General features: G+C 42.0%; 17 protein-coding genes. 14 read left to right on the top strand and 3 right to left on the bottom strand.

The window, feature by feature from the left end; genetic code table 11:
- Window positions 1-24 precede the first annotated feature (24 nt).
- The 4 genes from AB3G73_RS13755 to AB3G73_RS13740 all read left to right on the top strand — a co-directional run bounded on the left by AB3G73_RS13755 (window position 25) and on the right by AB3G73_RS13740 (window position 3,634).
- Window positions 25-696, top strand: coding sequence for a phosphatase PAP2 family protein (locus AB3G73_RS13755; protein ID WP_074636447.1), 672 nt, complete (start codon window positions 25-27; stop codon window positions 694-696).
- Window positions 697-725: 29 nt separating this feature from the next.
- Window positions 726-1,106 carry a glycine cleavage system protein GcvH gene (gcvH, locus tag AB3G73_RS13750; RefSeq protein ID WP_074636444.1) on the top strand — a complete coding sequence of 127 codons (381 nt, stop codon included), beginning with the start codon at window positions 726-728 and terminating at the stop codon, window positions 1,104-1,106.
- A 51-nt stretch (window positions 1,107-1,157) separates the two neighbouring features.
- Window positions 1,158-1,667: a 5-(carboxyamino)imidazole ribonucleotide mutase gene (gene purE / locus AB3G73_RS13745; RefSeq protein WP_004296231.1), complete on the top strand. Its 510-nt coding sequence runs from the start codon at window positions 1,158-1,160 to the stop codon at window positions 1,665-1,667.
- A gap of 122 nt (window positions 1,668-1,789) precedes the next feature.
- Window positions 1,790-3,634 (top strand): 4-hydroxy-3-methylbut-2-en-1-yl diphosphate synthase, encoded by a 1,845-nt coding sequence (locus AB3G73_RS13740; protein ID WP_217722363.1) that lies wholly within the window; start codon window positions 1,790-1,792, stop codon window positions 3,632-3,634.
- A 76-nt stretch (window positions 3,635-3,710) separates the two neighbouring features.
- On the opposite strand, the gene AB3G73_RS13735 is transcribed toward AB3G73_RS13740, so the two are convergent.
- On the bottom strand, window positions 3,711-5,033 hold the full coding sequence (locus AB3G73_RS13735; protein WP_217722365.1) for an ATP-binding protein: 1,323 nt from the start codon (window positions 5,031-5,033) through the stop codon (window positions 3,711-3,713).
- 1,637 nt (window positions 5,034-6,670) lie between these two features.
- Here AB3G73_RS13735 and AB3G73_RS13730 point away from each other — a divergent pair.
- The 6 genes from AB3G73_RS13730 to AB3G73_RS13705 all read left to right on the top strand — a co-directional run bounded on the left by AB3G73_RS13730 (window position 6,671) and on the right by AB3G73_RS13705 (window position 14,291).
- Window positions 6,671-7,306, top strand: a complete 636-nt coding sequence (locus AB3G73_RS13730; RefSeq protein WP_148367076.1) for a porin family protein — start codon at window positions 6,671-6,673, stop codon at window positions 7,304-7,306.
- Between the two features lie 66 nt (window positions 7,307-7,372).
- Complete coding sequence (locus AB3G73_RS13725; RefSeq protein ID WP_195649929.1) at window positions 7,373-9,319, top strand: heavy metal translocating P-type ATPase; 1,947 nt, start codon at window positions 7,373-7,375, stop codon at window positions 9,317-9,319.
- A 7-nt stretch (window positions 9,320-9,326) separates the two neighbouring features.
- Window positions 9,327-9,749: a Fur family transcriptional regulator gene (locus AB3G73_RS13720; protein WP_195646102.1), complete on the top strand. Its 423-nt coding sequence runs from the start codon at window positions 9,327-9,329 to the stop codon at window positions 9,747-9,749.
- A gap of 251 nt (window positions 9,750-10,000) precedes the next feature.
- Window positions 10,001-11,245 (top strand): hypothetical protein, encoded by a 1,245-nt coding sequence (locus AB3G73_RS13715; RefSeq protein ID WP_217722369.1) that lies wholly within the window; start codon window positions 10,001-10,003, stop codon window positions 11,243-11,245.
- Between the two features lie 98 nt (window positions 11,246-11,343).
- Window positions 11,344-13,410, top strand: a complete 2,067-nt coding sequence (locus tag AB3G73_RS13710) for a TonB-dependent receptor plug domain-containing protein (RefSeq protein WP_367745127.1) — start codon at window positions 11,344-11,346, stop codon at window positions 13,408-13,410.
- Between the two features lie 2 nt (window positions 13,411-13,412).
- Window positions 13,413-14,291 carry a DUF4249 family protein gene (locus AB3G73_RS13705; RefSeq protein WP_148367081.1) on the top strand — a complete coding sequence of 293 codons (879 nt, stop codon included), beginning with the start codon at window positions 13,413-13,415 and terminating at the stop codon, window positions 14,289-14,291.
- Window positions 14,292-14,395: 104 nt separating this feature from the next.
- Here AB3G73_RS13705 and AB3G73_RS13700 read toward each other — a convergent pair whose 3' ends face one another.
- A complete protein-coding gene (locus tag AB3G73_RS13700; RefSeq protein ID WP_148367082.1) occupies window positions 14,396-15,397 on the bottom strand; it encodes a malate dehydrogenase in 1,002 nt (333 codons plus the stop codon).
- Between the two features lie 185 nt (window positions 15,398-15,582).
- Between AB3G73_RS13700 and AB3G73_RS13695 the strand changes: the two genes are divergently transcribed.
- The 4 genes from AB3G73_RS13695 (at window position 15,583) to AB3G73_RS13680 (ending at window position 19,253) form a co-directional block, all read left to right on the top strand.
- Window positions 15,583-16,422: a S1 RNA-binding domain-containing protein gene (locus AB3G73_RS13695; protein WP_195649924.1), complete on the top strand. Its 840-nt coding sequence runs from the start codon at window positions 15,583-15,585 to the stop codon at window positions 16,420-16,422.
- A gap of 115 nt (window positions 16,423-16,537) precedes the next feature.
- A complete protein-coding gene (locus AB3G73_RS13690) occupies window positions 16,538-17,209 on the top strand; it encodes a DUF4476 domain-containing protein (RefSeq protein ID WP_367745126.1) in 672 nt (223 codons plus the stop codon).
- A 26-nt stretch (window positions 17,210-17,235) separates the two neighbouring features.
- Window positions 17,236-17,919, top strand: a complete 684-nt coding sequence (locus AB3G73_RS13685) for a DUF4476 domain-containing protein (RefSeq protein ID WP_217722373.1) — start codon at window positions 17,236-17,238, stop codon at window positions 17,917-17,919.
- Between the two features lie 14 nt (window positions 17,920-17,933).
- A complete protein-coding gene (locus tag AB3G73_RS13680; protein WP_367745125.1) occupies window positions 17,934-19,253 on the top strand; it encodes a hypothetical protein in 1,320 nt (439 codons plus the stop codon).
- A 30-nt stretch (window positions 19,254-19,283) separates the two neighbouring features.
- Here AB3G73_RS13680 and AB3G73_RS13675 read toward each other — a convergent pair whose 3' ends face one another.
- On the bottom strand, window positions 19,284-21,233 hold the full coding sequence (locus AB3G73_RS13675; protein WP_259021618.1) for a transglycosylase domain-containing protein: 1,950 nt from the start codon (window positions 21,231-21,233) through the stop codon (window positions 19,284-19,286).
- Window positions 21,234-21,297: the final 64 nt, after the last annotated feature.

Genomic DNA, 21,297 nt, shown 5'->3' with positions numbered 1-21,297 from the left:
ATAAAGTATTAAGTATTAGTGCTGATGGACAGAGAGAGAGAACATATCATAGCGGATAAGACGATGTTGCAGGTGGCGAGAGTCACTTCGATGGTCTTTACTCCATTTTCTATTCCGTTTTTATCGTTTCTGGTGTTATTCCTGTTTTCTTATCTTCGTATCATGCCGATACAATATAAGTTGATAGTGTTGGGAATCGTTTACTGCTTCACCATACTGACACCTACTATTACCATTTTCCTGTTTCGTAAAATCAATGGATTCGCCCGTCAGGAGTTGAGTGAACGTAAGAAACGTTATGTGCCTATCCTGCTGACCATCATCTCGTATGTGTTCTGTCTGCTGATGATGCGCAAGCTGAATCTCCCGTGGTATATGACCGGTATCATTCTTGCTTCTCTGGTAGTGTCCATCATTTGCATTGCGGTAAACCTGAAATGGAAGTTGAGCGAACACATGGCAGGAATGGGCGGAGTGATCGGGGGATTGATTTCTTTCAGCGCCTTGTTCGGTTACAATCCGGTCGCATGGCTATGCCTGTTTATTTTGATTGCCGGTATATTAGGTTCTGCGCGCATTGTGTTGGGGCATCACACGCTGGGTGAGGTGCTTTCCGGTTTTGCTGTCGGTCTGATATGTGCCCTTTTGGTACTTCATCCGGTGAGTAACATCTTATTTCGAGTATTTTTATTTTAAAACAGTATAAATCCTAAAAACTAATCATTATGAATTTTCCACAGAATTTGAAGTACACGAACGAACACGAATGGATTCGCGTTGAAGGAGACATTGCATACGTTGGTATCACCGATTATGCACAGGAACAATTGGGCGATATTGTGTTCGTAGATATCCCGACTGTTGGTGAAACGTTGGAAGCCGGTGAAACTTTCGGAACGATTGAAGTAGTGAAAACTATTTCCGATCTTTTCCTGCCTGTAGCAGGTGAGGTGCTCGAACAAAATGAAGCATTGGAAGAAAACCCGGAACTGGTAAATAAAGATCCCTATGGCGAAGGTTGGCTGATTAAAGTGAAACCGGCCGATGTAAAAGCGGTAGAAGATTTGCTGGATGCCGAAGCCTATAAAGCTGTGGTAAACGGATAATTCTTACCGTACTTAAATTGTAAATAGTAAATTGTAAAATAGTAAATTGAAATGACTCCAATTGTAAGTATTATCATGGGCAGCACGTCCGACCTTCCTGTTATGGAGAAGGCTGCACAGCTACTGAATGATATGCATGTACCGTTCGAAATGAACGCTCTTTCTGCTCACCGCACGCCAGAGGCTGTGGAAGAGTTTGCGAAGAATGCCCGCAACCGTGGCATTAAAGTAATTATCGCTGCTGCCGGAATGGCTGCCGCCCTTCCCGGTGTGATTGCGGCTAATACTACATTGCCGGTGATCGGAGTACCTGTAAAAGGTTCCGTGCTCGATGGTGTGGACGCACTTTATTCTATCATTCAGATGCCTCCGGGCATTCCTGTAGCAACGGTTGCCATTAACGGAGCGATGAATGCCGCTATCCTTGCCATCCAGATGCTGGCATTGAGCGATGAGAAACTGGCAGAAGCTTTTGCTGCTTACAAGGAAGGACTGAAAAAGAAAATCGTAAAAGCAAACGAAGAACTGAAAGAAGTGAAGTTTGAATATAAAACAAACTAATGTGATTTACGATTTGACAATTTACGATTTACGATTGAAATATCTTCGTGAATCGTTTATTGTCTGCACATTTGTTATACTCAAAGTGCTTTTAATCGTAAATCGTTAAATCGTAAATTAAAATGGTTGATCTATTCAATTATTTTCGAAGAGAGACCACAGAAGTAAATATTGGGGCTGTGCCGTTGGGCGGCCCCAATTCTATTCGTGTCCAGTCGATGACAAACACGTCTACGCAGGATACACAGGCTTGTGTGGAACAGGCGAAACGTATTGTTGATGCAGGTGGAGAGTATGTCCGCCTCACAACCCAGGGCATCAAAGAAGCCGAGAACCTGATGAACATTAATATCGGACTGCGTAGCCAGGGATATATGGTTCCGTTGGTTGCCGATGTGCATTTCAATCCGAAAGTGGCGGACGTGGCTGCTCAATATGCGGAAAAGGTGCGAATCAATCCGGGAAATTATGTAGATGCTGCGCGTACTTTTAAGAAACTGGAATATACAGACGAGGAGTATGCGCAGGAAATACAGAAAATCCATAACCGGTTTGTCCCGTTCCTGAATATCTGTAAAGAGAATCACACGGCTATCCGGATCGGAGTAAATCATGGCTCTCTGTCCGACCGTATCATGTCCCGTTATGGCGATACCCCCGCAGGAATGGTGGAGTCCTGCATGGAGTTTCTCCGTATCTGTGTAGAGGAAAACTTCACAGATGTGGTGATTTCCATCAAGGCCTCCAATACGGTGGTCATGGTAAAAACCGTCCGTCTGTTGGTAGACGTCATGGAGAAAGAAGGGATGGCTTTCCCGTTACACCTCGGAGTGACAGAAGCCGGAGACGGAGAGGATGGGCGTATCAAGTCCGCCCTTGGCATCGGTGCATTGTTGAGTGACGGATTGGGAGATACCATTCGGGTATCTTTGAGTGAAGCTCCTGAAGCTGAAATCCCGGTAGCCCGCAAATTGGTGGATTATGTTCTGTTGAGGCAGGACCATCCTTATATCCCGGGATTGGAAGCGCCGGAATTCAATTATTTGTCTCCCGAACGCCGCAAGACAAAAGCTGTCCGTAATATCGGAGGTGAACATGTGCCTGTGGTTATTGCCGACCGCATGGACGGGAAGACAGAGGTAAATCCGCAATTCACACCGGACTATATTTATGCCGGAAGAGCTTTGCCCGATCAACGGGAAGACGGAGTGGAATATATTCTTGATGCGGATGTATGGCAGGGAGAAGACGGAACTTGGCCTGCATTCAATCATGCACAGTTGCCGTTAATGGGAGAATGCAATGCGGAGCTTAAATTCCTGTTTATGCCCTACATGGCACAAACGGACGAAGTGATAGCCTGCCTGAAACATCATCCGGAAGTGGTGGTGGTTTCCCAAAGCAATCATCCGAACCGTTTGGGTGAGCACCGTGCACTGGTTCATCAACTAATGACGGAAGGTTTGCAAAATCCGGTTGTCTTCTTCCAGCATTATTCGGAAGATGATGCGGAGAATTTGCAGATAAAGTCCGCAGCCGATATGGGAGCCTTGATTTTTGACGGTCTTTGTGATGGCATCTTCCTGTTCAATCAGGGCAACTTGAGCCATGCCGTGGTCGATGCCACTGCTTTCGGAATCTTGCAGGCCGGACGTACCCGTACCTCCAAAACTGAATATATATCTTGTCCCGGTTGCGGCCGTACACTTTACGACTTGGAAAAGACCATTGCCCGTATCAAGGCAGCCACTTCACATTTGAAAGGGCTGAAGATCGGCATCATGGGATGCATCGTGAATGGTCCCGGTGAGATGGCAGATGCAGACTACGGCTATGTAGGAGCAGGACGGGGGAAAATCAGTCTCTATAAAGGTAAGGTGTGCGTAGAGAAAAATATTCCTGAAGAAGAGGCGGTGGAACGACTTCTGGAGTTTATCCGGACAGATCGGGAAGAAAACCAACAATGATATTATATTGGGCACGGAATGCAGGTGATGAGGTACTGATCTCATAGAAAACCTGTAATCCGTGCCTGACTAAGTACTACATATCTTCCAACGACAAACACATTGTTTCAATGGTATAACGAGGCAGTAGCTTTTTCTTCAAATGTTCAACTTTCTGTTCCAGCAACTCCGGCTTAAAGTTTTTACGTTGGCGTTTTACTTCAGCAACTACTGCTTTGTTTTTTTCAAGACAGAGTGCAACAATGTCTATCTCGTTTTGATTCCCTTTGGCTTCCCACCATGACCCGATAGCACGGAATTGATAACTTTCAGCGAATTTCTGTTTGAAGTAAAGTTCTAATATCTTTCCGCTGTAGGTTGGATAATCAGCTTCTATGATATTACGCAGCCCTACAAAGTTTTTAATTTCTATCAATGAACGGTTACGGTCGAAGTAATTGAACCAAAACCTAATAAAATTATCGCATATTTCATATCGGACAGTTGTTGAGCTTTCTTTAGCTAAAATGGGACGTTGGCGTATGATAATATTATAATCGTCTATCAAGCGTTTCAGATAGCCGCCTACGCTTTTTTCTCCTAGTGTTGCCTCAATTTCTGCTTGTGTATTTCTACCTCCGGCAATTGCACTTAAAATAGAAAAGTAGGTCCCGTAATTTTTCCCAAATTCTTCTATCAACAGATTTTTTCCTTCTTCGGTAAAGGGAGAATTGTCGCGAGCCATAAAATGGATCATGCTTTCCACGTGGAGCGTATGGTTGTCACAAAAAAGTTCCACGTATTTAGGTACCCCGCCAGTAAAAGTATAAAGTGCTAAAAGATCATCATTCGAATGTGCCGGGGCATATTCACACATGATTTCTTTCAGAACAGAGAGCTTGAATGCTGACAGCTTGATTATGTTATCAGCTCTTCCGAAGAGCGGCTCTTTATTGTCTTGGAAAATTCTCTGCATCAGAGAATAGATGGAACCACTGACGATCAAATTCATGTGTGAGGACTTCCGATATTGGTCCCAAATATTTTGCATATCGCTGAATATGGATTCATTAATAGTATAGAATTCCTGAAATTCATCAATAACCAGATTGAAAGTCCGTTGAGTCGAAAGCTGCATTAGGTATTGGAATAAGTTTCGGAAACTTCTGATTTCTGTCGGAACAAAGATTTGCAGGGCTTGTGCGATAAGTGGGATGAATTCTTCGCACAAGGTTGCCTCATTTTTACGTCCTATAAATAGATAGACAGTGGGGGTCTGTTCAACAGCTTTCATGATGAGGCTTGTCTTCCCAATTCTACGGCGGCCGGTAACGACTGTCATTTTTGAACTTTCCTCAAATGCCAATTTCTGAATTCGTTTTAACTCTTTTAGTTCTTCTTCTCTATTATAAAACCTCATAGTCTGTGAATTGTATTAGTAACCGTGGTTACAGTAACCACGGTTACAAAGATATTTATTCTTAAGAGAACGGCAAACTTTTTCTTTCTTTTTATAAATTCTTTGCCCTTCCCTATTAAAAACTTTATGATTATCTCTATTGATTTGTATCTGTTTTATTGTCAAACTGTCAGGATGATATTTAAGTATATGAATATCAGTATTATATTACTTGACAATAGATGCTGATAATAGGCTGACAATAAAATATATCTACTTTTACTGTCAGCCTGTTTTTATCTCTTATGCTACCTTTAATAACTTGATAAACAATAGCTTTATGGGCACCTTTCGAAATAATACCGCATTTTTATAACAGCTTTCCAAAGTGATATCCTTTCATTAATATACCTGTATAGTTCCGCTAACACGCCAGTATAGTTCCTCTAAAGTGTTAGTATTGTTCCACTAAAGCACCGGTATCTTTAGTTCGTCACAGCCGTGGTAACTTCTTCTCACGGCCGTGACAAATTCCTACCACAGCCGTGGGAAGATCTCGTCACGGCCGTGGGGAGTTAACAATACCGACACTTTAATGAAACAATACCTGCTTGGTAAGTGAAAGATACCGGCTATATAGCATTCATTTAATAGGGGCATACTCATTTTATAAAGCGTATGTGTTTCTTATGTCGATGATATTGTTACTGTAGACAATGATAGTCTTCAGTAGTTTATAACATGGATCAAGCTGGGAATTAAGTCAGAGTATATCGACACATTGGAACGAATCCCATAATCTTGCCCCAAAGGGGTCAAAGAACAGGCTGACAATAAAAGTTCTAATTTTTTATTGTCAGCCTATTGTCATGGCTTATTGTCAGCATGTAAACCGATGATAATCATTATACTATCGGGAAAAAACTTTGGTTGACAATAAGAATCATTAATTTTATATGTAAATCTGATATCTGTCTTTCCAATAGTACACATCTTTACAAAAATAGAGGGGAACTCCTGGATGAATCCATTTGTTCCCCTTGCAGGTGTAGCTAGCCTCTGTCTCTTATATTTTTAAAGGCAAGTAGCAACATATAGATGTTACGTTTTCGACTTTGCAGTCGTTCAAGTGCCGCTCCACTCGAATTGACTTGCCTTTGTAATTATTACTAATTTGTTGTTTGTATCTATTGCAGCAAATTTATAGGCACAAAAAAAGCGGAGAGCATTTGCCTATCCGCCAGTGAGGGAGTCCAAGCCCTAAACACACAAACAGGAAACACTCCCCGCATATTGCAAGGAGCATTTATCTGCTTCTCTGTGTGTTTGGAATTTTTGGACTTTTCACTAGCACAGAAATCAGCTAAACGCTTTTTTTCTTAAAACAAACAATACAGTCGCGCTACGACTGATTGTGCAAAGATAACAATTAATTAAGTTATACAGTCTTTCATTCTTTGTTTTTTCTCTGTACGGAGTGTTTTTGTTCTATATCTCGTAAAATCGTTTGAAATAGTCCGGTTCCCTTGCTATGACTATACCTCATAAGATTCATATCGTTTATTTTTTATATTTTCACCAAATCTCTCGGAGTTATGCGAATTATTGTTATTTTTGCCTCACATAATTTCTAAACAATAATTAAATTATTTATTCGTATGAAAAAGGCCTTATTATTATTCGCTTTAGTAGCGATAAGTGCGGTGAGTATCAATGCTCAAGATAATCTGAAATGGGGTGTGATGGCAGGTATGAATGTTAGTAAATACACCATTACAGGTTTTGACAGCAGGATAGGTTTTCACGCAGGTGTTAAAGCAGAGTTGGGATTGTCTCAGGATGCGAATGGTAGTGGTGCCTATATGGACTTCGCTGCATTGCTTACATTGAAAGGTGCTAAAATTGATGGAGGATCACTTGCGAGCATAAAATTTAATCCATACTATTTAGAAGTACCGGTACGTGTCGGGTATAAATATGCTGTCAATGATGATTTTTCGTTATTTGGTAGTGTCGGTCCTTATATGGCTGTCGGTCTGTTTGGAAAAGCAAAATTGAAAGTGGACGGTGATATTGCAGATATTGCGGAATTAGGAGATAACTCCATGTCTGAAGATATATTTGGAGATGATGGTCTGAAACGATTCGATTTCGGTCTTGGACTGAAAGCCGGAGTTGAGTTCAGTAAGAAATATCAAATTGCCATAAGCTATGATTTCGGACTTGTTGAAGTGGCAAAAGATTTAGGAATGAAGAACAGAAACCTGATGATCTCATTGGGATATATGTTCTAAAACCGATTTTGCAACTTTGTTGCATGAATCATTTGCTACCTTTGCATCAACTAAATGATGAATGTTATGGGACATTGTAGTTGTGGCGCTCATTCATGCGCAGCAGAAAAAAAGGTTGATGCAAAGGTTTCGGTATTTCATGAATATGGGAAAGTGATATTCTCTCTCCTGCTTCTGGCAGGTGGAATAATTATGAATGCTCTCGATTTAGCATTCTTCCGTGAAGGATCTGTTGCTTTGATATGGTATATCGTGGCCTATCTTCCGGTAGGAATACCGGTGATGAAAGAAGCCTGGGAAAGTATCAGGGAAAAAGACTATTTCAGTGAGTTCACTCTAATGATTATAGCTACTTTGGGAGCTTTTTATATTGGTGAATATCCGGAAGGAGTAGCCGTGATGTTATTCTATACAGTAGGAGAACTGTTTCAGGATAAAGCGGTAGATAAGGCCAGGCGTAATATCGGAGCCTTATTGGACGTAAGACCTGAAAAAACATTAGTGTTCCGGGAAGGCAATCTTGTTATTGAAAGCCCTAAAAAGATAAAAGTCGGTGAAATCATAGAAATAAAGGCAGGCGGACGGGTACCATTGGACGGAGCCATGCAGAATGAAGTGGCTGCCTTTAATACAGCCGCATTAACGGGCGAAAGCGTTCCTCGTAATATTCGGAAAGGTGAAGAAGTTCTTGCCGGAATGATTGTAACTGACAAGGTTATCCGGATCAAGGTAACGAGACCTTTTGATAAGAGTGCACTTGCCCGAATATTGGAACTTGTTCAGAATGCCTCCGAACGTAAGGCTCCGGCTGAATTGTTTATTCGTAAGTTTGCACGCATTTACACACCTATTGTTATAGTGCTTGCAGTATTAATTGTGTTGTGTCCATTTGTCTATTCACTTATTAATCCTCCATTTGTATTTGCATTTAATGACTGGCTATACAGAGCTTTGGTCTTTCTCGTGATTTCGTGTCCCTGTGCGTTGGTGGTTAGTATTCCGTTAGGCTACTTTGGGGGGATTGGAGCAGCATCCCGATTGGGTATTTTATTCAAGGGTGGTAATTATCTGGATGCTATCACCAAGATCAATACGGTGGTATTCGATAAAACAGGAACCCTGACAAAAGGAACCTTTGAAGTACAGGCTTGTAAAAGTGCAGGTGAGATTTCTGAAGAAAAATTAGTGAAACTGGTTGCTTCGGTAGAAAGTGATAGCACACATCCGATTGCCAAGGCTGTTGTGAATTATGCGAAAGAACAAAATATTGAATGTGTAGCTGTTACCGGTACGAAAGAATTTGCCGGCTATGGTCTGGAGGCGACGATAAACGGGACTACGGTTCTGGTCGGTAACTGCCGGTTACTTTCTAAGTTTGATATATCCTACCCGGAAGAACTGTTGGAAATAACGGATACCATCGTAGTCTGTGCCGTTGGAAACCGTTATGCAGGTTATCTGCTGTTGGCTGATGCCCTGAAAGAGGATGCAAAGGCAGCTATTGACAATTTAAAAGCTTTAAATATTGAAAACATCCAGATACTATCCGGTGATAAACAGAGTATTGTTACTAACTTTGCAGAGAAGCTCGGTATATCGGAAGCTTATGGCGACTTGTTGCCGGAAGGAAAAGTGAATCATCTGGAAGAATTGCGGCGGGATGAGGCAAACCGGATCGCGTTTGTCGGTGATGGAATGAACGACGCACCGGTGCTCGCTCTAAGTCATGTCGGCATTGCTATGGGAGGACTGGGTAGTGATGCGGCTATTGAAACAGCCGATGTCGTGATACAGACAGACCAACCGTCGAAAGTAGCCGAAGCTATCAAAGTTGGAAGGCTGACACGAAGAATCATTTGGCAGAATGTATCACTGGCATTTGGAGTGAAATTGCTTGTATTGATTTTGGGAGCCGGTGGAATCGCTACTCTTTGGGAAGCTGTCTTCGCAGATGTAGGCGTTGCGTTACTTGCCATAATGAACGCCGTCAGAATACAGAAAATGATAAAATAGGAGAAAGATGGAAGAAGATATTTATTTGGATAAACTGGTCAGAAGAGACATCAAGCCAACTGCAATAAGGCTTTTGGTGATAAAAGAGATGATGCAGGCAGAGCGTGCAGTGTCATTGCTTGACCTCGAAACATTGCTCGACACAGTCGATAAATCGACCATATCCCGTACTATTGCTCTCTTCTTGTCTCATCACCTCATACATAGCATAGACGATGGAAGCGGCTCGTTGAAGTATGCCGTTTGCGACAACTCTTGCAATTGTGTGGTACAGGATTTACATTCGCATTTTTATTGTGAGAAATGTCATCGTACATTCTGCCTGGAAGGCACCCATATCCCGGTGATTGATTTGCCTGAAGGATTTACTTTGCACAGCATTAATTATGTCCTTAAAGGGATTTGTCAGGAATGTTCTTCTCCAAAATAAGAAAACTTCTATGATGATGTAGCAGAAAGCCTGGAGCTATTTATTAATTTGGACATAATAATCACTGTTTTATATGACTTAAGCGCCTAAAATGTCTATATAGGCACTTTCTTTGTTTTAATCATTTTTTTATTCTATAAAATATTCTCACCTTTGCGAAGTAATTGGGGAAGCCGATGTTCTATATGAAAAATATGAATAATAAAACGGCAATAAAAAATGCAAACATAACATTTTAAATCCATTAAAATATGACTAGAAAATTGTATTATTTAATTCCTTGCCTGATGATGGCAATGATAACATTCACGGGGTGTGGTGACGATAATAATGATGGACCGACAGGCGGTGATGTATTATCAGCCGAGAAGAGTAAAGAGAAGTTGAGTGAAATTGGACAGAACTTAATCAATCTGGTAAATGCTGACGATCAGAAACAGTTGGCACAAGTAGGGAATTACTTCTCGGAAATCGTAGGCTCTTTGGAAATTCAGGAAAAAGCAAATGTACAGCAAATGGTACATTCTTTAGTAGCTGCTTCACAGGGTGATATGGCTAAAGTGTACGCTATGGCGGCTGTCAACAATGAAATGTATCAGGCCAGTGACTATTATGGTGTTTATACCTATAATGACAGCAAAGACAAGTGGGAACGTACCGATTCTGATTCTGAACTCGCATTGAAGTTTGGTTGTGAGGGTCAAACAGCTGAAATCAAGATTGCAGCTACCGGCAATACAACAGATTTTACTTATGATGGCGTTATAGTGAAAGTTCCGGCTAAACTTACTTCTACTATTAAACTAGGAACAACTATTTTGACTTCTCTTGAGATTGCTACAGCAAACGTAAGCAGCTCTCCAAGAAAAGCAGATATTACAGTAAATATAGATGCCAACGGTTACAAAGTATCTACTTCAGTAAGCGCAACACCGCAAGTTGTGAAAGCTAACTATTCAATCAACATAAAAGGAACAGAAGCCGTAAAAGGTGAAGCTTATCTGAATGGTAGCAACATGACAGCAGACGAAGGCGCAAACGAGAATGTTGGAGACCGTTTTAAAGATGCGCGTATAGAGGCAAATATTATGGGTGAAGCTGCTGTGCTTATGCAATGTAGCAGTTACAAGGATTTAGCTCGTGAACTGGAACAAGTGGATGACCAGTATGATAATGCTACTGGAATGTGGGGTGAATCTCATGAAGCTGCACAAGCTACTGCAAATGTATTTAAGAAGTATCTTAGTGGAAGCCTGACATTCGGAGGAAGCAATGAAGCGTCTGCTACTTTGACATTCCAACCTTATATTGACTATTCATACATAGATTCTCAGGGAGTGAAGCATGAATACTGGTATACAGAGCCTCTGTTACAGTTTGAAGATGAATCTCTGATTAGCTTTGAAGACTATTTTGATACTGCTTCCGGACCATTCAAATCATTAGCTGACAGCTTCGATGCATTGGTTAGAAGTTTTGAAGGATTCATAGAATAAGCATGGGGTATAGATAAATGTGAGTAAATTGACGAGGACCGAGGAAGGGAATAATTCTCTTCTTCGGCTTTCTTTTTTATAGGTAAAGTGAATTGAATGTGATAAGATACATATTGGTGCTGTTTGCGGTATTGGGAAATATAAGTGTATATGCCCAAACGGAAACGTGTGACGATGATACGATTCGAACCGATTCTATTTGGAGGATTCAGGAGGTGGAAGTGGTGGCGTCCAAGAAATCTCCTGCGTTGCAGCGTAGTGCAAAAGGTGATTGGAAGCTTGATCCGAATGTGGTAAACTTCATGCCGCGTATGCTGGGAGACAGCGATCCGATCAAGACTTTTCAGTTGCTGCCGGGAGTGACTACTGCCGGCGAATTGAATGGGGGACTTTATGTACATGGCAGCGAACCGGGACATAACCTGATATGTATAGATGGGGTGCCTGTGTACAACTCTTCACATCTGCTGGGCTTTTTTTCTATATTCAATAATGATCATTTTTCTTCTTTTTCACTCAATAAGTCTTACCAACCGGCAGACCGCGGCGGAAGATTGGCAGCGGTAGTAGAAATGACTCCTCGTGATTCGGTGGTGCAGCGGGTAAGCGTGTCCGGTAATGTTGGTATATTGGCTTCGAGAATTACCGGTGCAATACCGGTTACTCAAAATAGTGCTATTTATCTATCCGCGAGAGTCACTTATGTAAATCCGATAATCTCCTTGATAGAAGGGGGATTTGAGGATAACACAAGGCTTCGTTACGGTTTTCAGGATTATAACCTTACTTATGTGTGGAAGCCGAACCCTAAAAACAAAATAGTACTGAACAGCTATGTCGGCAATGATTTGTTGAAACTGAAAGAACATCAGTATCAGGTAGATTTCAATATGCAGTGGCTCAACGGAATTGCTTCTTTGAAGTGGGAACGCAGCTGCAACGAAAAGACGTTGTTGACACAAAGAATCTATATGACGCATTACCGTACCAATCTGCAAGCAAACCAGAATACACTACGTATGAAAATGCCTTCCCGATTGACCGATTTCGGATATATGGGAAATGTAGACTGGCGGTTGGGGACATGGAAAATGAAGTCAGGCGGAAATTTCATACATCATATACTTTATCCGCAATACCCTGAATCGGTGAATATCTTCGAAGGTATCAATGCCGGAAATCCCGGTAGATACGAAATGGAAGAGTTTGCTGTGTATACCGAAGCGGAGAAAAAATGGGGGAAATGGACGATGAATATGGGATTGCGTTATAGTGGCAGCATACAGGGTGATTATTATAATGGAGGAGCCGAACCACGTATTCGTCTGGAATACGAATTGCCGGGGAACAGGACATTGAGCTTTTCCTACCAATTGAACAGGCAATATATGAATCAGATTACGGTATCGAGTGCCGGATTGCCTATTGATTTTTGGATGCCTTCGACGAAAGATATATCAGGGCAGAAAGTTCATTCATTAGATGTCTCTTTCTCACAGCCGCTTCGGAATGGAGATTATGAATTGTTGGTGGAAGGGTACTATCGGAAACTGTCTCATCAAACGATATTCAACGGTGGATTGTTAGATATGTTTAATCAGACATACCGGATAGAAGACCATGTACTGACAGGAGAAGGGCGGAATTACGGTGTAGAACTGATGTTGCGGAAAAGCAGAGGACGATGGAATGGCTGGATTGGCTATACGCTTGCCTGGGCTGATCGGCAATTTCCGGAATTGAGAAAAGGAAATATATTTCCTGCCAAATATGACCGTAGACATAATTTGAACGCGATGATTCATTATACGTTGGATAATCATTGGGATTTTGCGATGGCATTTGTGTATGCTTCGGGTAATGCGGTAACATATCCGAGGGCCATGTATATGATAGGCGAGAATGCGGTTTGTGTATACGATGAGTATAACAGCAGCCGCATGCCGGCTTATCACAGAATGGACTTGTCGGTGAACTACTGGCTGGGGCATACAAAAAAGAATTGCATCAATTTGTCGCTTTATAATGCTTATATGAGACATAATCCGGTTTTTGTGCAAGTAGGCGTCAAGCCTTCAGAAGATAAATCCGGTTTGCTGATTAAGAAGAAAAATATGTCTCTTTATAGTTTGTTGCCTTCAGTCAGTTATATATTTAAATTTTGAAGATGTTGAAAGCTTTTTTATATAGTTGGATAGTGATGCTGGTTGCAGCTTTTACCTCCTGTGAGCCGGATTGGGATTTTGACAGTGACTATGAATCGGAAGTTGTGGTGGAAGGTGGTATTACGGCAGACGGATTTGCAAAGGTTTACCTTTCACAAAGTAAAATCCTGAATAGTACATGGGATAGTATAGCACTTTCCAAACTGCCTGTTATGAGTGCTAAGGTAACTGTGAGTGATGGGAGTCAGACCGAAATTCTGGTGGGCAGAATAGATAAAGGCAGATTGCCTTATTTTGTCTATACCGGTTCACAAATCAGGGGAGAAGTGGGCAAGGTGTATATGTTGACTGTCATGTATCGCGGGAAAGAAATAACAGCACGTACTACCATTCCTGAACCGATCCTACTGGATAGCATACGCTTACAGCCAACCGAAGGGTGTGATACGCTTTATCAGGCTACTGCGTATTTTAATGACCCGAAGGGGGAAGCTAACTATTATAAAATATTCACTCAGGTAGAAGAAAAAGATGAGGACTATTATAATGCGTTTATGGGTACGTTTTCTGATGAAATATTAGTGTCTCCTGTCGCAACAGCAGAGATTTACCGGGGATTCCGGCATACGGAACTCAACAAGTATACTCCTTTTTTTACTCCTGGTGAAAAGGTGAATATTTGTTTCTCACAAATAACGGAAGAAGGGTTCCGCTTTTGGAGTCAATATGAAAATGAAGTAATCAACAGTGGTAATCCTGTGTTTCCCAATACGACTAATCTACCTGGTAATATAGATGGAGGATTGGGCATTTGGATGGGGTATGGAACTGCCGTTTATCATGTTGAAGTGAAGAATACCTGTTATCATTACAAGCATTGATGAATTGTTTTATTTTCCCTGGAATGGAATAAAAAAAGGCTGAAACCTGACGATCTTTTCATCGTTCCAGGTTTCGGCCTTCTGCTTTCGCTAATATTGTTTGATTAGTTAATATTTGGATTCAATGCATGCCAGTCTTTAATGGCTGGGATAATCCCCATTTCAATCACTTCATCACGAAGTTTGCATAAATGCTCGTAGCTCTTTTCCAATTCTTCCTGTTCGGCAGGAGTTCCGGCTACTTCTTTATAAGTGACGCCGTCTTTAGTAATTGAAGTTTCCATCGCCATCATGATATGGTCGAATTTGCCGTTAGAAACATACGTTCCGGCAGGCCAGCGGAAAGGTTGTCCACCCATAGCAGCGGCAATCATTTCGATAGAAAGATAAGCCGGGCTTTGGAAAGAAGAACGACCGCGCAGGTCGATAATATGCTTACCACCCTGGATGACACGTACTTTCAGTGCTTCCCAATCTGCCAATGGAAGGCGGGTAGTGCCGATGAAATCGGTCAAAGGTTCTCCTTTTATTTTGGTTGTAGAGGCGAATACAGCCATTTGTTCGCCATGACCACCATACGTACGGCAATTCTGAATGTCGGAAGCCGGGATATGGAAGAATTTCACCAGTTCGTTTTGCAGGCGGGTGCTGTCCAGGGCAGCCAGTGTAGAAACTTGAGAGGGTTTCAAACCTGAATACAACAAAGTTATCAGTCCGGTGATGTCCGCCGGATTAAAGATCACAACGATATGTTTTACGTTCGGGCAATATTGATGAACATCTTTACCGAATTGAGCGGCAATTTCTGCATTTCCCTTCAGCAAATCTTCGCGGGTCATACCTGCTTTACGGGCAGCTCCACCGGAAGAGACAATGTAAGAAGCTCCTGTCAGTGCTTCTTTGATATCGGAAGTAAATGTAAGGTTGACACCTTCAAAACCGCAGTGATACAATTCTTCAGCTACTCCTTCCAGAGCCGGGGCAAATGGATCATACAGGCAAATATTCGGAGTGAGTTTCATCATCATGGCTGTTTGTGCCATATTGGAGCCGATCATTCCGGCAGCTCCTACAATCGTAAGTTTCTCGTTGGTTAGAAATTCCATAAGTTTATATGTTTAAAGGTGAATATTTTACTCTTTCTTTTTGTCGCTACAAAGTTAACATATTAGAAAGCAGATTGTTCATTGCAAATAGTTTTGCCCGATAACGAAAAGTTATGGCTGACTGTTTGAGGGATCTATTCAAAATAGATTATCTTTGTGTTTTATTACAATAAATAGATAAGAATATGAGCATCGAATTAGGAAAGTTCAATCAGCTTGAAGTCGTGAAAGAAGTAGATTTCGGCGTATATCTCGATGGTGAGGAAGAAGGTGAGATTTTGTTGCCTACCCGTTATGTGCCTGAGGACTGTAAGATAGGAGATTTTTTGAATGTGTTTCTCTATCTGGATATGGATGAGAGATTGATTGCTACGACACTGACTCCGTTGGTGCAGGTAGGTCAGTTTGCTTGTCTGGAAGTCTCCTGGGTAAATCAATATGGAGCTTTTCTGAACTGGGGATTGATGAAAGACCTGTTCGTTCCATTCAGTGAGCAGAAGATGAAAATGCAGGTTGGGCGGAAATATGTGGTTCATGCGCATTTGGATGAAGAGAGTTATCGTATTGTGGCTTCAGCAAAGGTGGAACGTTATCTGTCGAAAGAAAAGCCGGAATATGCTCCGGAAGCAGAAGTGAATATCCTTATCTGGCAGAAGACGGATTTGGGCTTTAAAGCGATTATAGATAATAAGTATAGCGGTTTGCTGTATGAAAATGAAATATTCTGCCCGTTGGAAACAGGGATGGAGATGAAAGCTTTTGTGAAACAGGTGCGTGAAGATGGTAAGGTAGACCTGATTCTTCAGAAACCCGGTTTTGAAAAGATTGACGATTTTTCGAAAACGCTGCTCGACTATATCAAAGCGCATGGAGGACGAATCTACTTGAATGATAAAAGCCCTGCGGAAGATATTTATGATACGTTTGGCGTCAGCAAGAAAACCTTTAAGAAAGGGGTGGGCGACTTGTATAAGAAACGTCTGATTACCTTGCATGAGGATGGCATTGCTTTGGCGGATTCCTAAACAGAATAGGGATTTCCCTACATACGAATAGAGAGAATCATTGGGGTGGGGAGTTTCCTCACCCTATTTTTGTGCTATCAGATTAAAGATATAAATAATAAAAACTAGATAAGCTATGCGTAAGATTATAATAAGTTTCTGCATCCTGTTCGCTGCCCTCTCTTTACAAGCGCAGTCTGTTAACGGAATCCGTATCGATGGCGGGAATACTCCGATTCTTGTTTACTTGGGAGGGAACCAGATATGTTTACCCACTACTACCTGCTTTATAGCCAATTTAAATCCCGGACATTATACTGTTGAAGTGTTTGCCACCCGCTTTACCCGTGCGGGAGAGCGAGTATGGAAAGGAGAAAAATTATATAAAGATTTCGTTTATTTTGATGGGAGAGGAGTGAAAGAAATATGGGTGGACGGACGTGATAACATACGCCCGGAAAGCCCCGGCCGTCCAGACCAGGGAGAACATCGTCCGGGATATGGTCATAACAGGGTGATGAACGATCAGCTCTTCCAAACGTTTTATAAAGAGATGAAGAATGAGCCTTTTAAAGATGACCGTATGAAGTTGCTCAATGCTGCATTGGCTGGTTCTGATTTCACATCTGCCCAATGTCTCCAACTGACCCAACTGTATACATTCGACGATGACCGGATGGAGATTATGAAGATCATGTATCCCCGGATTGTAGATAAGGAAGCTTTCTTTACGGTGATTAATACCCTGACATTTAGCTCCAGCAAGGAAAAGATGAAGGATTTTATGATAGGGTACGGTAAACGTTAATACTATTAACTAAAAACGATACGGTTATGAAAAAGATACATATTATGCTGTGTTTGGCGTTGGGAATATTGGTCAGTGGCTGTTTTACCAGCTATGTATCTACCAAACAGATGATGGGTATAAATCAGGGAATGACTCAATCGCAGGTAGAGTCCGTTTTAGGAAAACCTGATTTCCGGCGTTTTGACGGTGATATGGAAGAATGGGAATTCCATCGTGATAACGGTACGCCTGTACTTACTTCGGAACCTGTGACGATAATCGTTCAGTTTGTAAATAGAGAGGTGGTTAGTATGGATACGTTCAAAGGTTATGGCAGACCTTCACCGCATCCGGTCGTTATTCCTCCACCAGTCAGTAATACTGTTCAGCTCTTTCCCGACAATAATGAGCCGGTCAAGGAAATACGTTTAATGACTGATAGTGAGTTTAAAAGCTTCATAGATAAGCTGAAATTTACGATTCCGAGGGATGACCAAAAGGCGTTGATTAATAGTATGCTGGAAAACCATGATGTCAATTCAACTCAATGTGTGGCGATAGTAAAAGAATTTTCTTATACTCCCGATCAAGTGGAGGTGATGAAGAAGTTGTATCCGTATGTTAGGGATAAGCAGAATTTTAACAAGGTGATTGATATCTTATTCACTAACATATATAAAGACGAGGTGCACAAGTTTATCAGAGAATATCATCAGAATAATAAATGATAGGAGATTGAATTATGAAACGAATACTGTTTTTACTCTTTGCTGTCGGTCTGACTGCCAATATGACCGTAATGGCTGGAATGAGCACTAGCAAGGTACGTAAGGAGACGCGTTTTCTTACCGATAAGATGGCATATGAATTGAGCTTGAGTACACAGCAATATAATGATGCGTATGAGATTAATTACGACTTTATTTATTCTGTCCGTAATATCATGGATTACGTAGCACGTGGTTACGAATGGGCATTGGATGATTATTATGAAGCGCTGGATATCCGTAACGACGATCTTCGTTGGGTATTGAGTGATGCACAGTATCGCCGGTTCCTCGATGCCGAGTATTTCTATCGGCCGATCTACGTAACCGGAGGGAAATGGAGTTTCAGGGTTTATGTCAATTACCCGAATCGTAGTTTGTTTTATTTTGGTGTGCCTTACCATTACCGTACTTATTGTGGAGCACATTATCGTCCGCACTTTCACCATGTGAGTTATTATCGGGGCAGATATACTAATTTCAACCATTATTCTGCACCGCATCGGGTGAGAGATCAGCGAGTATTCCACTCGTATCGTCGTTCGGATTTCGGTTCTGTCCGGTTCCGTCCGAATACTTCCACTCGTCCGCATAATGCACCGACACGTCCGGGTAATTCTTCCCGTCCGGGTTCATCGACAACACGTCCTGGTACATCTCGCCCAAGTACCTCTACTCGCCCAGATGCTTCTACTCGCCCCGGAACGACAACAAGACCTGGTACGTCGACACGTCCCCGTCCGGAATCTGGAGCAGATCGGCCTTCGACTTCTGTCAGACCATCTACACCGTCCGGAAGTGGAAGACCTGGTAACAATGTTGCTCCTGATAAAAATGGGAATACGAATAGAGTAGAAAGTGATCGTAATTCTGGTCGTCGTCCGGAAATGGGTTCCGGTTCTTCAAGCTCTAATCGCAGACCAACAAGCGGAAGTTCAACTGGTTCCAGTTCCTCCAATCGTGAAAGTGGAAAAACAAGTAGCAGTTCGAGAGAAAGTTCAAGTAGACGAAACGATAGTAGTTCCTATAATAGAAATAACAGCTCCGATAGAAATAACAGCTCTTCCAGTTCCAGCCGTAGTAGCTCCAGTCGCAGTGATTCTGGTCGCAGCAGCGGTAGTACGACCAGTCGTAGCAGCAGTACCACTTCTAACCGGAGTAGCGGTAGCTCTACCCGGAGCAATGTCTCTAGCGGACAAACAGAAAGGCGCTCTTCTTCCGGAAGTACGAGAAGCAATAGCACTAAAAGCTCTTCCCGTTCCTCTGAAAGAAACAGCAGCAGTTCAAGAAGATAACCTATTCCTTTATTATTTATATCAATCTCATTACTCCTCAGCGGAAGGAGAACTAGACTCCGGGTTTTCACCGGCTAGACTATTCCGGGCAGCGCCCGTAACTTGGATATCGGGGCGGATACTATCCGCCTCGATTTCACTTATTATTCCTTTCTGTGCAAGCCGCTTGGCAATCAACTTATAATAGCCTTCCATATTCTCCTTTAACTGTCCGCCTTCTGCAAAAGAGCTGCGGAAATGCTTGGGCTTCGGGATAATGGAAGCCAGGAAAATACTTTCTTCCGTGTTCAGTTGTGAAGGGCGTTTATTGAAATAATAAATAGAAGCTTCCTGAATACCATAAACGAGCGGCCCCCATTCAACAATGTTCAGATATACTTCGTACATGCGTTCTTTAGAAGTTAATCTTTCATTCTCTATTAGCCATACAATCAATGCCTCTTCCAATTTACGTGCAAAGTTCTTATTACGGTTCAGGAATACATTCTTTACGAGTTGCATGGTGATCGTGCTTCCTCCACGAGCAAAGCGTTTCACTTGCAGGTCGTAAATCAATGCTTCCCGTAGGGCGTCGGGCAGGAAACCGCGATGGTAAAAGAATGCTCCGTCCTCACTTTGCATAACGGACATTCTTAGGATGGGGGAAATGCTATCCAATGGTGTAAAGTGTTCGCACGAAGGGCCAATAGGAAAAGTCCGCACCGGTATTCCGTTCTCATAAGCTGTATAAATGAACTCATCGGACATTTTGGAGAGTGAAGTGGCCCCATAGCTTGTGATGCGGAAGTCTTTCTCTTTCAGTTCGGATTCCAGTTTGAGACTATCCAGTTGTGCAAAATCAATATCTAATAGAAAATGATAGGCTAGCTCGCCACTTGTCTTGATGCCTTCCAGATTGCTGAATAATCCTTTGGGGAGAGAGCTGAACAGATCATCTGCCGGAAACCAGGATTTGTTGACCGCAGCAGTGAAATGCCAGTTTCCTTTCTCTTTCTCGGCTCGCAAATAAGGATGAAACTGGAGTTTGTTGAAATCAACAATGGTCGTACTATCCAGCTCGAGTGAGTGCCCGCTTATGTTCATCTCGTAACAGAGTTGTCCACGATCGAGATGAATTACTTCAGGAGAGAGGGCTTTATGAAATACGTCAAGTCCGTTCACTCTCGCTTTTCCTTTGAGGAGCAGTTGATTGGATGCCCGCTTATCTTTAGTCATATTATAAGATAGGGTGTCGAAAGTGACTTCTGCTCCAAAACGGCGGGTTATATAAGGTAGTGAGATTTTTCTTTTTTCCGGGGCAAAGAGAGATGCTTTTAATGTATAGTCTCTTCTGTTCAGTTCGCCTGCCGTTTCCCATAGTTGTTGAGGCAGTGTATCTTCTTTTATCTGAATGGTTGATTGGAAATGATTGTTCTCAATAATAAAAGAAGGAATGTTGACTGCAACGAAATTACTATCTTTACGTTCGGTTATATTGATTTGACTGAGTTGCCCGTTTTCAGGCAGGAAACCGTAAATGAGGTTTAATATCCGGTCAATACGGTTGGCATAGTCACTTTCTATGACAGGTTTGGGGGCTGCTTCTTGTTGCCGTTTAAAGAACAGGAAATCGTAGTTAGCTATGCTGTCATGCTTGATGAAGTTGATTGCCAGCCCGTTCATAAGTACATTCCGTACTTCGATTTCTCCTTTTAGCAATTCCCAAAAACTTAGTTTTACATTGACGGATTGTAATGTCAGGAGGGTATCCCGTTGGTTGGGAACAATAGAAAGTCCTTGTAAAGCCACTTCATTGCAGCCTTTCATTCGTAACTCCTGATAATGAATTTGCAGACCGTATGTTTGTTCGGCACGTGTAGTTCGTTTGTCAACGATATGGCATAAAATGACATTGCGGAATGCAAAGAGACAAATGAGGCTGGTAAGCAAGATACCGATAGCCGATAGAATGATAATTCTTTTTTTGCTGGACGTTTCCATCTTCTTTTTCTTGATGTGATAATCGCTGCAAAGGTAGATAATAATTCGGGCAACAGGCGGAGTA

The organism is Bacteroides sp. L008, assembly GCF_040812255.1.
Lineage (GTDB): Bacteria > Bacteroidota > Bacteroidia > Bacteroidales > Bacteroidaceae > Bacteroides > Bacteroides vicugnae.
Note: the sequence above shows the minus strand (reverse complement) of the source record. Positions and strands in the feature narration are given on the sequence as shown.

Bases quoted from the DNA above. Each gene is read 5' to 3' on its own strand.
- AB3G73_RS13755 (WP_074636447.1), top strand. From the start codon at position 25: ATGGACAGAGAGAGAGAACATATCATAGCGGATAAGACGATGTTGCAG.
- gcvH (WP_074636444.1), top strand. From the start codon at position 726: ATGAATTTTCCACAGAATTTGAAGTACACGAACGAACACGAATGGATT.
- purE (WP_004296231.1), top strand. From the start codon at position 1,158: ATGACTCCAATTGTAAGTATTATCATGGGCAGCACGTCCGACCTTCCT.
- AB3G73_RS13740 (WP_217722363.1), top strand. From the start codon at position 1,790: ATGGTTGATCTATTCAATTATTTTCGAAGAGAGACCACAGAAGTAAAT.
- AB3G73_RS13735 (WP_217722365.1), bottom strand. From the start codon at position 5,033: ATGAGGTTTTATAATAGAGAAGAAGAACTAAAAGAGTTAAAACGAATT.
- AB3G73_RS13730 (WP_148367076.1), top strand. From the start codon at position 6,671: ATGAAAAAGGCCTTATTATTATTCGCTTTAGTAGCGATAAGTGCGGTG.
- AB3G73_RS13725 (WP_195649929.1), top strand. From the start codon at position 7,373: ATGGGACATTGTAGTTGTGGCGCTCATTCATGCGCAGCAGAAAAAAAG.
- AB3G73_RS13720 (WP_195646102.1), top strand. From the start codon at position 9,327: ATGGAAGAAGATATTTATTTGGATAAACTGGTCAGAAGAGACATCAAG.
- AB3G73_RS13715 (WP_217722369.1), top strand. From the start codon at position 10,001: ATGACTAGAAAATTGTATTATTTAATTCCTTGCCTGATGATGGCAATG.
- AB3G73_RS13705 (WP_148367081.1), top strand. From the start codon at position 13,413: ATGTTGAAAGCTTTTTTATATAGTTGGATAGTGATGCTGGTTGCAGCT.
- AB3G73_RS13700 (WP_148367082.1), bottom strand. From the start codon at position 15,397: ATGGAATTTCTAACCAACGAGAAACTTACGATTGTAGGAGCTGCCGGA.
- AB3G73_RS13695 (WP_195649924.1), top strand. From the start codon at position 15,583: ATGAGCATCGAATTAGGAAAGTTCAATCAGCTTGAAGTCGTGAAAGAA.
- AB3G73_RS13690 (WP_367745126.1), top strand. From the start codon at position 16,538: ATGCGTAAGATTATAATAAGTTTCTGCATCCTGTTCGCTGCCCTCTCT.
- AB3G73_RS13685 (WP_217722373.1), top strand. From the start codon at position 17,236: ATGAAAAAGATACATATTATGCTGTGTTTGGCGTTGGGAATATTGGTC.
- AB3G73_RS13680 (WP_367745125.1), top strand. From the start codon at position 17,934: ATGAAACGAATACTGTTTTTACTCTTTGCTGTCGGTCTGACTGCCAAT.
- AB3G73_RS13675 (WP_259021618.1), bottom strand. From the start codon at position 21,233: ATGGAAACGTCCAGCAAAAAAAGAATTATCATTCTATCGGCTATCGGT.